Consider the following 13,569-nt stretch of genomic DNA (forward strand, 5'->3'; position numbering starts at 1 on the left):
GGCGCCGCCGTCCGTACATGTCCCCGTGCCCGCGACCGGGCGGTGACGCGGGAAGTCCGCCGCCGGCTGAACACAACGGCGCCGCCGTCCGTACATGGCGCGGGGAAGTCCGCCGCCGACTGAACACAACGGCGCCGCCGTCCGTACATGTCCCCGTGCCCGCGACCGGGCGGTGACGCGGGAAGTCCGCCGCCGGCTGAACACAACGGCGCCGCCGTCCGTACACGTCCCCGTGCGCACACGGCATGTCCTCCTGCTCGTCCCCCTCCTGCTGGCCCTCCTGTTCGCCCCGGCCGACCCCGCCGCGGCCCACGCGGCGCTCCGCACCACCACCCCCGCGGACGGCGCGGTCCTCGACACCGCCCCCCGTCACCTCACCCTGACCTTCACCGAGCCGGTCGCCCTGCTCGACGGCTCGGTCCGGGTGCTGGACCCCGGCAACCACCGCGTGAAGACGCCGGAGCCGGCCCACGGCCCGGACGGCGACAGGACCGTCCGGCTCGCCCTGCCCGAGGACCTGGGCAGAGGCACCTTCACCGTGGCCTGGCGCGTCGTCTCCGCGGACAGCCACCCCGTCTCCGGCGCGTTCACCTTCTCCGTGGGCGAACCCACCCCCACCACGGCCGCCCTCGACCCCACCCCGCCCGAACACCCCGCCACCACGGCCCTGCACAACGCGGCCCGCTACCTCGCGTACCTCGCCGCCGCCCTGCTGCTGGGGACCGCCGTCTTCACCGCCGTCTGCCGGCCGGCCGACCCGGGCCGGCTGCGCCCCCTGCTCCGCACGGGCTGGTGGGCCCTGCTGGCGGCCACCGTCGCCCTGCTGGTCCTGCGCGCCCCGTACGAGGCGGGCACCGCCCCCTGGACCGCCCTCGACCCCGACGCGCTGAACCGCACGCTCACTGGCCGTCCGGGCCTCGCCCTGCTGGCCCGGCTGGCCCTGCTGGCGGCCACGGCCCTGTACCTGAGGAAGCCGTCCGCCCGCCGCACCCCGGCCGCGCACGCCGTGGGTGCCGCCCTGGCCACGGGCCTCGCCCTGACCTGGGCGGCGGCCGAGCACGCCTCCGCCGGAATCCAGGTCCCCGCGGCGATGACCTCCTCGGTGCTGCATCTGCTGGCCATGTCCGTCTGGCTCGGCGGCCTCGCGGCCCTGCTGCGCAGCACCCCCTCCGCCGAGACGACCACCCGCTTCTCCCGGCTGGCCCTCACCTGCGTGAGCGTCCTCGTGGTCACCGGCGTCTACCAGTCCTGGCGCGGCCTCGGCTCCTTCGACGCCCTCACCGGCACCTCGTACGGCCGCCTCCTGCTCACCAAGCTGGGCGTGGTCGCCGTCCTGCTCACGGCGGCGGCGTTCTCCCGGCGGTGGACGGCCCGCCTGGGCAGGACCACGACGGCCACGGTGGCGGCGACGGCGACGGCGTCCGAGCCGGCCGTACACGCCCGCACACCCCAGCCGGTCGGCGGCCCGGCGGCATCCGCCCCGGAGCCACCCGCCCCGGAACCACCCGCCCCGGAGCCACCCGCCCCGGAGCCACCCGCCCCGGAACCACCGGCCTCGGAACCACCGGCGTCGGCCCAGGAACCCCCCGCCCCCGCCCCCGACCCGGCCGCTCTCCGCCGCTCCGTCCTCGTCGAGGCCACCCTCGCCGTGCTGGTCCTGGTCGTCACCACCGTGCTCACCAGCACCCTGCCCGGCCGGGCCGCCGCCGAGGCCGCCACGCCCGCGCGGCAGGAGCCGGTCACCTCCACCGCCACCGTCCCCTTCGACGTCGGCACCCCCGCCGGCCGTGGCAGGGTCCAGGTCTCCCTGGACCCGGCGAGAGCCGGCGCGAACTCCGTCCAGGCCGTGGTCTTCGGACCGGACGGCGGCTTCGCCACCGTCCCCGAGCTGCGGATCTCCTTCACCCTGCCCGCCCAGGACCTCGGCCCGATCGACGCGCGGCTGACCGACCGCGGCGGCTACTGGGCCACCGACGACGTCACTCTGCCCCTCGCCGGCACCTGGACGATGAAGGTCACCGTCCGGGTCTCCGAAGTGGACCAGGTGACCGAGCGCACGCGGGTCCGCATCGGACGCTGACGGGGTCAGCCGAACGGTTGACCCCCACGGGCCGGACCAGGGGAACAATGGAGGTGTTTGCCCAGTTCAGCGCAGTCCGGGAAGGCCAGATATGACTCCAGGGGAGCAACGGGACGACACCCGCGCCCTCGCGGTCGTGTGTGCCTCGTGCCTGCCACGGCCCGGCCTTCGCGGGCCGGCCGCCGGCTCTGCGTCGGCTGTCCGTTGCCCGGCCTGTCGTCGGCCTCGCCTTGCTTCGATCCTCGGCCCGCGGCGGGCTCGTACCGGTCGGCGGAGAGGCTGCGCGCGAGGCACGGAAGGGATGACGAAGGGGTCGTCCGTTCGGATGACGGGCGGCGGTCCGACCTGCACAGACCCCAAGGTCAGAGGGGAGGGGAGGCGCCTCCCCCCTTGCGGAGGGATCCCAGCCTCTGCTCACGCCCTGCGCCAAGCGCTGGGCCGAGGAAGAGCAGCGCGGGTACGGGCCGGCCACGCGGTAGCGGCGTTCCTTGGAGGGCCGCAGTGAGAGCGGCAGTTCGGCGGCCACGACTCGTTTTCCTGGAAACCGAGACGGACAACGTCGAAGGGCCCCATCGCGAACGGTGGGGCCCTTCGACGTATTGCCCGGTGAGAGCAATGGCGGAGGTTACGAGATTCGAACTCGTGAGGGGTTGCCCCCCCAACACGCTTTCCAACTGTCCGCATGGCTGTTCCGGGCCGTCCGTGGACGTTCGCGTGGCCGGTCAGGCGGCTCGCTCGAACGGGTGTGAACCATGGTGTACGTCCACGCGCTGGACAAAGACCAGGACAACGGCCCGACCGGTCCGGTCAGAACTCCAGCACCTCGCGGTCGAGCGGATACCGCGCCCGGTGAGGGCCCTCGTACGGCGAGGGCGTGATCGGCAGCACGCCGGTCGGCTGCAGGCCCAGGTTGTCGTCCCAGATCCGGGGCTCGACCTGTCCGAGGACCCGGAACTGCCGGAAGGTGAACGGCGGGCTGTCGGTAGGGAAGAACTCGGCTGTGGTCATCACCTGGAAGTGCAGGTGCGGCGTGGTGGAGTTACCGCTGTTGCCGATCAGCCCGAGGACCTGGCCGGATCGGACGCGCTCGCCCTCCCGGACGTTGAGCGAGCCGGGTTCCAGGTGGGCGTAGAGCAGATAGCGGCCCGGTGCGACTTCCAGGGTGACGTGGTTGCCGACAGTGTCCTCGATCGGCGGGACGGGCGGTGTGACGGGCGGCGGGTTGTCCGGGACGCCGTCCTGGACCTCCACCACTCTGCCGCCGGCCGCGGCCACGACCGGCTGACGGTAGCTCAGGTAGCTGGTCAGCTGTGTGGGGTCGCCTTCCCAGGTCTGCCCTTGCTCGCCGACCCGGTACCAGTCGATCGCGAAGCGCTGTGGCACATAGAAGCGACCGTTGATCGGGCCGAGGCCGCGCCGGTGGTGGGTGTTGCCGCAGCACGACTCGCTGGCATACCAGGCGCCGGGGCGGACCGGCGGGCTCAGGTTCAGCGGCGCGATGCCGGAGGTCGGGGTGGCCTGCACCGTCTCCTCGAAAGCGGAGGGGCCTGAGGCGGTCAGGACGGCACCCGAGAGATGGTGTTCGAGGACCTTGGGCACGCGCTGACCGCGGTCGAGGGTCAGGTCGAGCCAGATGATCCACGTCTGGGAGCCCTGGATGACGGTCGGCGTCGGCGGCGGGGGCGGCGGGGTGTGCCCGTCCGCACCCGGCAGGGGGTCGCCCACCGGATTGGCGGCCTCGGCCAGCGCCTGCCCGCTGAGCGAGCCGACGACCCGGTGCGTGCGGGCGTCTTGGACGTCGACACGGTCGAGCCGCAACGGCGTGCTGCTGGGCAGTGAGCTCGTGGTGAGCAGTTCGTACGAGAGGTGCGTCTTGCCGTCCGTGGCGACGAACGGCGTCGGTTCGGTCATCACTGCCGCCGTCAACGGCGTGAACTGTGCGCCGGGCGCCGGAAGGGCCGCACCGGTTCCGTAACCGGTTCCCGCTGAGACCACCAGCATGCCGGCCGCGAGCACGGCAGCGGCGAGCCCGCGAAGTAGCGGGCTGCGGCCAGTGCGGTTGCGAGGGTCGCGCTCTGCCATTGCGCTCTTTCATTCGTCGGACCCGGGGCCGTGAGGGACGCCGGCACGCCCCGCGCAGAGGCGCAGGCCCATGTAATCCGGCGGCGCGCCGCTCCGGGCGGAGGGCGCCGGAGGCAGATGCCGAACTACACCCGTCCAGCCGCATCGGCCACCGAGTCCCCGCCTCAGGCAGTTTCGGGGCGCTGCACGTATGGACAACGAGGTCCGAGAACGCCGAAGGGCCCCATCGCGAACGATGGGACCCTTCGACGTATTGCCCGGTGAGAGCAATGGCGGAGGATACGAGATTCGAACTCGTGAGGGGTTGCCCCCAACACGCTTTCCAAGCGTGCGCCCTAGGCCTCTAGGCGAATCCTCCGCTGGGAACATTACATGACCGAGAGGCGTGCTCGCGAACTCGTTCCCGCTGGCCGGGATCGGGTACTGTGGGCGCAGCCCCTCACGCGGCGCTATCTGACTGAACTCCCCCAGGGCCGGAAGGCAGCAAGGGTAGGTCGGCTCTGGCGGGTGCGTGGGGGGCGTCTGCGTTCCCGGGTTCCGGCCGGCTTCCGGGCGCTCTGTCCGGCCCCGACGGGCGGTCCGCTTTGTCAGTGGGCGCCTATAACCTCGTAGACGTGTCGTCTCTCGCGCTGTACCGCCGCTATCGCCCGGAGTCGTTCGCCGAGGTCATCGGGCAGGAGCATGTCACCGACCCGTTGCAGCAGGCGCTGCGGAACAACCGGGTCAATCACGCGTACCTGTTCAGCGGTCCGCGCGGCTGCGGCAAGACGACCAGTGCGCGCATCCTCGCCCGCTGCCTGAACTGCGAGCAGGGTCCCACACCGACGCCCTGCGGCGAGTGCCACTCCTGCCGGGACCTCGCGCGCAACGGCCCCGGCTCGATCGACGTCATCGAGATCGACGCAGCCTCCCACGGTGGCGTGGACGACGCCCGTGACCTGCGGGAAAAGGCCTTCTTCGGGCCCGCCCGCAGCCGCTACAAGATCTACATCATCGACGAGGCCCACATGGTCACGTCGGCCGGTTTCAACGCGCTTCTGAAGGTCGTCGAGGAGCCCCCGGAGCATCTCAAGTTCATCTTCGCCACGACCGAGCCCGAGAAGGTCATCGGCACCATCCGCTCGCGGACCCACCACTACCCCTTCCGGCTCGTGCCGCCGGGCACCCTGCGGGAGTACCTCGGCGAGGTGTGCCAGAAGGAGGACAGCCCCGTCGAGGACGGGGTGCTCCCGCTCGTCGTGCGCGCCGGCGCCGGTTCCGTGCGTGACTCGATGTCCGTCATGGACCAGCTCCTCGCGGGCGCGGGGGAGCAGGGCGTGACGTACGCCATGGCCACCTCTCTCCTCGGGTACACCGACGGCTCCCTCCTCGACTCCGTCGTGGAGGCCTTCGCCACGGGGGACGGCGCCGTCGCCTTCGAGGTCGTCGACCGTGTCATCGAGGGCGGCAACGACCCCCGTCGCTTCGTCGCCGACCTGCTGGAGCGGCTGCGCGACCTCGTCATCCTCGCGGCCGTTCCCGACGCCGCCGACAAGGGGCTCATCGACGCCCCCGCCGATGTCATCGAGCGCATGCTGGCCCAGGCCGCCACCTTCGGCGCTGCCGAGCTCAGCCGCGCCGCCGACCTGGTCAACGAGGGCCTGACCGAGATGCGCGGCGCCACCTCGCCGCGCCTCCAGCTGGAGCTCATCTGCGCGCGCGTGATGCTCCCCGCCGCCTACGGCGACGAGCGTTCCGTCATGGCCCGCCTCGACCGCATCGAGCGCGGCGTCAGCTTCTCGGCGGCCGCTCCCGCGGGGATGCCCGCGATGGGGTACGCCCCCGGACCTGGGGCGCACGGTTTCGAGGCCGCGCAGGGCGCCCCCGCCCCCGCCGCCGTCCCGCCCGGCGGCGGAGCCGCCGCTGCTCGCGCGGCCGTCCGCGGAGGCGGTCCGGGCGCCCCGGCCCCGACAGCCCCCACGGCCCCGACAGCCCCCACGGCCCCGGCAGCCCCCACGGCCCCCGCCGCTCCCGCTCCCACGACTCCCGCCCCCACCCCCGCTCCCACACCGGCCGCCGCCGAGTACGGCGGTCCCGGCGCGGGCCGACCCGCGCCCGCCGCCCCGCCGGCCCCGCCCGCCCCCGAGCAGCAGCCCCAGCCCGCCCCGGCCGCCGCCCCCGGGGCCTGGCCCACGGCCGCGCCCGCGGGCGGTGGCCGCCGCCCGGGTGGCTGGCCCACCGCTGCCGCCCCCGGCGCCCCCCGACCCGCCGCGACAACCCAGCCCGAGGCCCCCGCACCCTCGGCCCCCGCCCAGGCCGCCCCTGCCCAGCCCGCCACGGCACCCGGGTACGCGCCCGCCCCCGGCGGCCTCGACCCGCGCGCGCTGTGGCCGAACATCCTGGAGGCGGTGAAGAACCGCCGCCGCTTCACCTGGATCCTGCTGAGCCAGAACGCGCAGGTCGCGGGCTTCGACGGCACCACCCTCCAGCTCGCCTTCGCCAGCGGCGGCGCCCGCGACAACTTCACGAGCAGCGGCAGCGAGGACGTACTGCGCCAGGCGCTGGCCGAGCAGTTCAACGTCCAGTGGAAGGTGGAGGCGCTCGTCGACCCCTCCGGCGGCGGCTCCGCGCCCGCGCAGACGGGCGGCTTCTCGGGCCACAGCGCCCCCGCCACCGGCGGATACGGCGGCGGCCCCGCCGTGCAGCAGCCCGCGCCCTCCCGGCCCGCGGCCCGGCCGATGCCCTCACCGGCCCCTGCCCAGGCCGCTCCCGTCCCCGTCGCCCCGCCCCCGCCCGCCGCGGAACCCGCACCCGCCCACGTGGCCCCCGAGGACGACACCCCCGAGGACGACGACCCCGACCTCGACGAATCGGCCCTCTCCGGCCAGGAGCTGATCGTGCGCGAGCTGGGCGCGACGGTGATGGAGGAGTTCCAGAACGAGCAGTAGGACGGGGCCCGTCCCCGGCCCGGCGGACCGCGCGGCGGGGGTGCCGTCGGCCCCTTTTCGGAGGAACCCACAACCGCCCCGCACCCGCCCCCTCGGCAGCCCGCACAAAAGCGCAACCCCACCTCCGGTTAGGCTGACCCCCGTGAAGGTCCTCGTCATCGGCAGCGGCGCCCGCGAACACGCCCTGTGCCGCTCTCTGTCCCTCGACCCCGCCGTCACGGCGCTGCACTGCGCCCCCGGCAACGCCGGCATCGCCGGGGTCGCCGAGCTGCACCAGGTCGACGCCCTGGACGGCACGGCCGTCGCCGCGCTGGCCACCGAGCTCGGCGCCGAACTTGTCGTGGTCGGCCCGGAGGCGCCCCTGGTCGCAGGTGTCGCCGACGCCGTGCGCGAGGCGGGCATCCCGGTCTTCGGCCCCTCCAAGGAGGCCGCTCAGCTGGAGGGCTCCAAGGCGTTCGCCAAGGACGTCATGGCCGGGGCGGGCGTTCCCACGGCCCGGTCGTACGTCTGCACGACCGCGGAGGAGGTCGAGGAAGCCCTCGACGCCTTCGGCGCTCCCTACGTCGTGAAGGACGACGGCCTCGCCGCCGGCAAGGGCGTCGTCGTCACCTCCGACCTCGACGAGGCCAGGGCGCACGCGGCCGGCTGCCTGGGTGCACCTCCCGCGAAGCGGGGGCGCGTGGTGATCGAGGAGTTCCTGGACGGCCCCGAGGTCTCCCTCTTCGCCATCACCGACGGCGAGACGGTCGTCCCCCTCCAGCCCGCGCAGGACTTCAAGCGCGCCCTCGACAACGACGAGGGCCCCAACACCGGCGGCATGGGCGCCTACTCCCCGCTGCCGTGGGCGGACCCGAAGCTGGTCGAGGAGGTGCTGGAGACGGTTCTCCAGCCGACCGTCGACGAGCTGCGCCGCCGCGGCACGCCGTTCTCCGGCCTGCTGTACGCCGGTCTGGCGATCACCTCGCGCGGTGTGCGGGTCATCGAGTTCAACGCCCGGTTCGGCGACCCCGAGACCCAGGTCGTGCTGGCCCGTCTGAAGACGCCGCTGGCCGGTGTTCTGCTGGCCGCGGCCAACGGCACCCTGGACAACCTGGCGCCCCTGCGCTGGAGCGAGGACGCGGCCGTCACGGTCGTCGTCGCCTCGCACAACTACCCCGGCACCCCGCGCACCGGTGACCCCATCACCGGTCTGGACGAGGTCGCCGCCCAGGACGCCCCGCACGCCTACGTGCTGCACGCCGGTACCCGCCATGACGGCGACGCCGTCGTCAGCGCGGGCGGCCGGGTCCTGTCGGTCACCGCCACCGGTACGGACCTCACCGAGGCCCGCGAGCGCGCCTACCGGGCCGTCGCCCGCATCGTCCTCGACGGCTCCCAGCACCGCACGGACATCGCGGCGAAGGCCGCGGGGGCGTGAACAAGACGTCCTTCCCGCACCGATGAACCCTCCAGGCCCCGGATCCGTCTCAGGAACCGGGGCCTGATCCTTGCCCTCCGTCATCCACCTTTCCCCAAAGCCATTCCATCGAGTGACCGATCCCCTAACTGCCTGACCGGGGGCCCGGAGCCCAACTAGGGTGCGGCGCAAGCATTCCGGCACTTGGCCCATCGGCATTGCGATGTCAGTGGCGGGTGCCACAGTGGGGGAGTGAGCAACGCCAGGAAAGCACCAGCGCGGCAGCGAGGGGGTGTGGTCCGGTCGTGACGGGCATGGGTGTGGAGGCAGGTGCGCAGGCCGCTCGGGCGCGAGCCCTGGCCGTGCTGCGTGTGCGCGGCAGGGCGCTGGCGGTGGCCCTGCTGCCCGCCGCGGCCGCGGTGATCCTGCTGGCCGGCGGTGCCACGGACCATTTCGTGGGGTCCGTCTGGGACACCGCCCGCTGGGCGGTCGCGATCGTCGCGGCGATCGTGCTGCTCGTGGCCGGGGCCATCGCCCTGGTCGTCGCCCGCGCCCGGCCCGCCCTCAGCCCGACGGTCGCGGTCGCCGAGAACACGGCGCCCGATCTGTACCGCCTGGTCCGCGACCTGGCCGACCGCCTCGACGTCCCCGCGCCCTCGGCGATAGCGCTGACCCCGGACTGCGACAGCTGGCTGGAGGACCGCACCCACCCGGCGCACGGCCCGCCCGCGCCGACCGGCGGCCGCGACGAGATAGCGGGCCGCCCCGCGCGCCGTGCCCCCGCCGCGCCCGTCCTGGTCATCGGCTCCCCGTTCCTGTGGTGGATGCGCGTCGGTGAACTGCGCGCCGTCCTCGCCCCGGTCGTCGCCGGTACGGGACCGTCGGCGCACCCCGACATAGCCGCCGCCCGGCGCTTCGTCCGGGGCCTGGACGCCGCCGTGGCGGTCGCCGCGACCCCGGCCCGCGGCCCCGTCACGCGCGTCCCGCGGGCGGCGGTCGGCTGGGTGGCCCGGCTGATGCTGCGCGGCTGTCGGCAGCACGCGGTGGAGATGGAGCGTGCCGTCGCTGCCGCCGCGGCGGAGCGTGCACAGGCTGTGGACTACGGCCTCAGGATCGTCGCCCAGGAGCAGGTCGGGCTGGCGTACGCGGGCTGGGACCGGCTGCTGACCCGGGTCGCGCTGCCCGCCTGGCGCATGGGCCGCTGGCCCTCCCGTCTGGACGCGGGCGTGGTGGCCGCCCTCACCGAACTCTCCCGCCGCGACCGCCTGGCCGAAGGCTTCGCCTCCCGCCTGGGCGAACGCCCCGCCTGCGATCTGCTGGAGGAACCCGGGCTGGTCGACGAGGCCGCCTCCCTGCTCGCCGCCCGCCTCTTCCACGGCGGCCCCGCCGAGCCGGGCCCCGCCTGGTCCCCCGTCGAGTGGCAGGACTATCCGGACGAGGTCGTGGACCGCAAATGGCGCACCGACGCCGCCCGCCTCCACCGCGTCCTGGACACCCTCGGCGTCCGCCACACCGACCCGCACGCGCAGGGCTGGACCCTGGCCCGGGTCCTGGACCACCTGACAACCGCGGAAGCGAGCGGCGGCGAAGCCGAGGGCACCCCCGACCCGTCGTGGGCCGCAGACGACGAGCACCCCCCTCAGGGGTCACCCGCACCCGACGACGAGACCCGCACGCGCGCAGCGGACGGGTACGAACGGGCCGAAGCCGAAGCCGAAGCCGAAGCCGACCGGCCGCCGCGCAACAACCCCCGCTGCACAATCCTCGCGGACGGCATCACCATCGAGCTCGCCCGCGAGGAGGCCGAGGCCCACCCCTCGACGGGCGCCTCCGCCCTGGGCAGGTCCAGCGACGCGGCCCTGTGGGACGACACCCTCCCGCTCTTCCCGCTCCAGCCGCCCCGCACCCCGAGAGAACTCCTCGCCGACCACATCACGGCCATGGTCTGCTGCGCCGCGATGGACACCGCCGGCGCCACCCCGGGCCTGGACTGGCTGGACGGCCCCTCTCTCCTGGTCGACGGCGAACGCGCGTCCGACCTGGCCCCGAAGGTGCTCACCCTCCTGGAGGACGGCGACCCGGCGCCCCTGCGCACCTGGCTGACCGAGGTGGGCATACGCCCGGAGAAGCCGGTACGCCTCGTCTGACCGCCCCGGTCCCGAGCCCCGCTCCCGGGCTCTGCCCATCCCGGTCCTGAGTCCTGCCCGCCCGGGCTCTGCCCACCCCGGTCCCGAGGCCCCGCCCCGGGCTCCGCCCGCCCCCGCCCCGTCCGGAGCGTGTACTTCCACTTTTGGCCAATCGGAGACGAACAGTGACGGGATCGGTGCGCAATGTGATGTGCTGGGGTGCGTCGCGCACATGGCAAGCGCACGCGACATAGGCCGGCGCGCCGCACGAGGAACCACCCACCGCACCCGCACACGTCCGCCGCACGACACCTCGAACAGCAACCGACGTGCCGACACACACGGGGTCCGAGGGAGGGGAGCCACATGGGATCGGAGCACATCCGCCGCTGGGAGTCGGGAGCACTCGCCCACGCCGTGACGGACCCTTTCGGTCAGGGCCCGGTCCCCTGGCTGCGCGGCAGCGAGACCTACTTCGACGACACCGGCCAGGTCGTCCCCTGGTACGTGGACGCCGCCCCCGGCCACACCGCCCGCGAGGGCACCCCCCGCGTCCCGGCCCCGCGCGACAGCCCCGGCCCGCCCGGCGCGCCCCGCTCCGCCGACGACGTCCGCCGCCAGATCAAGGGCTTCACCTCCACCGGAGCGGTCGCCCCCGGCGAGGCCCTCGACTTCCACATCACCGTCGACCCGCCCCAGGAGTTCGGCGTCGACGTCTACCGCATCGGCCACTACGGCGGCGACGGCGCGGCCAAGATCACCACCAGCCCGCGCCTGTCCGGCATCGTCCAGCCCCCGCCGCTGACCGCCGACCGCACGGTCTCCTGCCACCACTGGTGGCTGTCCTGGCGCCTCCAGGTCCCCTCGCACTGGAGCAACGGCGCCTATGTCGCGGTCCTGACCACCGCCGACGGCTACCGCTCCCACATCCCCTTCACCGTCCGCGACAGCCACCCGGCCGACCTGCTGCTGGTCCTGCCCGACATCACCTGGCAGGCGTACAACCTCTACCCGGAGGACGGCCGCACCGGCGCCAGCCTCTACCACGCCTGGGACGAGGAAGGCCGGCTGCTCGGCGAGTCCGACGCCGCCACGACCGTCTCCTTCGACCGCCCCTACGCGGGCGCGGGCCTGCCCCTGCACGTCGGCCACGCCTACGATTTCATCCGCTGGGCCGAGCGCTACGGCTATGACCTCGCCTACGCCGACGCCCGTGACCTGCACGCCGGCCGCGTCGACCCCACCCGCTACCGGGGCCTGGTCTTCCCCGGCCACGACGAGTACTGGTCGATCCCGATGCGCCGCACGGTCGAACTGGCCCGCGACACCGGCACCTCACTGGTCTTCCTGTCCGCCAACACCATGTACTGGCAGGTCGAACTGGGGCCCTCCCCGTCCGGTGTCCCCGACCGCCTGCTCACCTGCCGCAAGCGCAAGGGGCCGGGCAAGCCCTGGCTGTGGCGGGAAATCGACCGTCCCGAGCAGCAGGTGACGGGCATCCAGTACGCCGGCCGCGTCCCCGAACCGCACCCGATGATCGTCCGCAACGCCGGTCACTGGCTGTGGGAGGCCACCGGCGCGCACGAGGGCGACACGATCGAAGGCCTGGTCGCGGGCGAGGCCGACCGCTACTTCCCGCGCGCCCCGCTGCCCGAGCACGACGAACGGGTCCTGCTCGCCCACTCCCCGTACGCCGACGGCGAGGGCGTCCGCCGCCACCAGGAGACGAGCCTGTACCGGGCGCCCTCGGGAGCCTGGGTGTTCGCGTCCGGAACGTTCGCCTGGTGCCCGTCCCTGGACCGTCCCGGCCACGTCGACACCCGAGTGCAGCGCGCCACCGCCAACCTCCTGGACCGCATCTGCAAACGCGACTGACCGGAACCCGGACAGGCGGCCGGCCCGAACCCGCACACCCGACCGGCCGGACCGCTGCGCCCCGACCCCGTGTCCACGGCCCGCCTCCCGATACGGGAGAATCGAGCCACTAGACAAAACCACGGGGAGGAACCGTGTCCGGATTCGTCGAAAAGCCCGAGCCGATCCAGGTGCCCGGCCTGGTGCATCTGCACACCGGCAAGGTGCGCGACCTGTACCGGAACGAGGCGGGCGACCTCGTGATGGTCGCCAGCGACCGCATCTCCGCGTACGACTGGGTGCTGCCCACCGAGATCCCCGACAAGGGCCGCGTCCTCACCCAGCTGTCCCTGTGGTGGTTCGACCAGCTCGCCGACCTGGCCCCCAACCACGTCCTGAGCACCGAGCTGCCCGCCGGCGCCCCCGCCGACTGGGCCGGCCGCACCCTCGTCTGCAAGTCCCTCGCCATGGTCCCGGTGGAGTGCGTGGCCCGCGGCTACCTCACCGGCTCCGGCCTCGTCGAGTACAACGCCTCCCGCACGGTCTGCGGCCTCGCCCTGCCCGAGGGCCTGGTCGACGGCTCCGAACTGCCCGCCCCGATCTTCACCCCCGCCACCAAGGCCGAGGTCGGCGAGCACGACGAGAACGTCTCCTACGAGGAGGTCGCCCGCCAGGTGGGCGCCGACACCGCCGCCCTGCTGCGCCGGACGACCCTCTCCGTCTACGGCCGCGCCCGCGCCATCGCCCGCGAGCGGGGCATCGTCCTCGCGGACACCAAGTTCGAGTTCGGCTTCGACGGCGACACCCTCGTCCTCGCCGACGAGGTCCTGACCCCCGACTCCTCCCGCTTCTGGCCGGCCGACCAGTGGCAGCCGGGCCGCGCACAGCCGTCCTACGACAAGCAGTTCGTGCGCGACTGGCTGACCTCGGCGGAGTCCGGCTGGGACCGGCGGAGCGAGCAGCCCCCGCCCGCGCTGCCGGAGAAGGCCGTGGAGGCGACCCGTGCCAAGTACATCGAGGCGTACGAGCGGCTGACGGGCACGAGCTGGGCGTGAGCCGAGCGGCCCCCGGGAGACCGGGGGCCAACTCGCCGCCGTACACGAA

General features: G+C 74.0%; 7 protein-coding genes, 1 tRNA gene and 1 other RNA gene. 7 read left to right on the top strand and 2 right to left on the bottom strand.

What is annotated here, in order from left to right; all coding sequences use genetic code 11:
* The first annotated feature begins 232 nt into the window (after window positions 1-232).
* Window positions 233-2,080, top strand: a complete 1,848-nt coding sequence (locus ABZZ79_RS27420) for a copper resistance protein CopC (RefSeq protein ID WP_356693046.1) — start codon at window positions 233-235, stop codon at window positions 2,078-2,080.
* 807 nt (window positions 2,081-2,887) lie between these two features.
* Here ABZZ79_RS27420 and ABZZ79_RS27425 read toward each other — a convergent pair.
* On the bottom strand, window positions 2,888-3,991 hold the full coding sequence (locus tag ABZZ79_RS27425) for a M23 family metallopeptidase (protein ID WP_356693048.1): 1,104 nt from the start codon (window positions 3,989-3,991) through the stop codon (window positions 2,888-2,890).
* Window positions 3,992-4,432: 441 nt separating this feature from the next.
* Window positions 4,433-4,520 (bottom strand) — tRNA-Ser (locus tag ABZZ79_RS27430).
* 72 nt (window positions 4,521-4,592) lie between these two features.
* Here ABZZ79_RS27430 and ffs point away from each other — a divergent pair.
* From ffs to ABZZ79_RS27460, 6 genes are all read left to right on the top strand, one after another.
* Window positions 4,593-4,689, top strand: an RNA gene (ffs, locus tag ABZZ79_RS27435) — signal recognition particle sRNA small type.
* An 87-nt stretch (window positions 4,690-4,776) separates the two neighbouring features.
* Window positions 4,777-7,089 (top strand): DNA polymerase III subunit gamma and tau, encoded by a 2,313-nt coding sequence (locus tag ABZZ79_RS27440; RefSeq protein ID WP_356693050.1) that lies wholly within the window; start codon window positions 4,777-4,779, stop codon window positions 7,087-7,089.
* Window positions 7,090-7,231: 142 nt separating this feature from the next.
* A complete protein-coding gene (gene purD / locus ABZZ79_RS27445; protein WP_356693052.1) occupies window positions 7,232-8,506 on the top strand; it encodes a phosphoribosylamine--glycine ligase in 1,275 nt (424 codons plus the stop codon).
* A 293-nt stretch (window positions 8,507-8,799) separates the two neighbouring features.
* Window positions 8,800-10,632: a hypothetical protein gene (locus ABZZ79_RS27450; protein WP_356693259.1), complete on the top strand. Its 1,833-nt coding sequence runs from the start codon at window positions 8,800-8,802 to the stop codon at window positions 10,630-10,632.
* A gap of 345 nt (window positions 10,633-10,977) precedes the next feature.
* The gene (locus tag ABZZ79_RS27455; protein WP_356693054.1) at window positions 10,978-12,486 is read left to right on the top strand and encodes a N,N-dimethylformamidase beta subunit family domain-containing protein; all 1,509 of its coding nucleotides are present in this window, start codon (window positions 10,978-10,980) and stop codon (window positions 12,484-12,486) included.
* Between the two features lie 134 nt (window positions 12,487-12,620).
* Window positions 12,621-13,520, top strand: a complete 900-nt coding sequence (locus tag ABZZ79_RS27460; protein WP_356693056.1) for a phosphoribosylaminoimidazolesuccinocarboxamide synthase — start codon at window positions 12,621-12,623, stop codon at window positions 13,518-13,520.
* Window positions 13,521-13,569 lie beyond the last annotated feature (49 nt).

Origin of the sequence: Streptomyces sp. NPDC006458, from assembly GCF_040612135.1 — a bacterium.
Lineage (GTDB): Bacteria > Actinomycetota > Actinomycetes > Streptomycetales > Streptomycetaceae > Streptomyces.

What these genes read in the sequence shown, in the direction of transcription:
- ABZZ79_RS27425 (WP_356693048.1), bottom strand. Translation starts at nt 3,991, where the DNA reads ATGACCGAACCGACGCCGTTCGTCGCCACGGACGGCAAGACGCACCTC.
- ABZZ79_RS27450 (WP_356693259.1), top strand. Translation starts at nt 8,800, where the DNA reads ATGGGTGTGGAGGCAGGTGCGCAGGCCGCTCGGGCGCGAGCCCTGGCC.
- ABZZ79_RS27455 (WP_356693054.1), top strand. Translation starts at nt 10,978, where the DNA reads ATGGGATCGGAGCACATCCGCCGCTGGGAGTCGGGAGCACTCGCCCAC.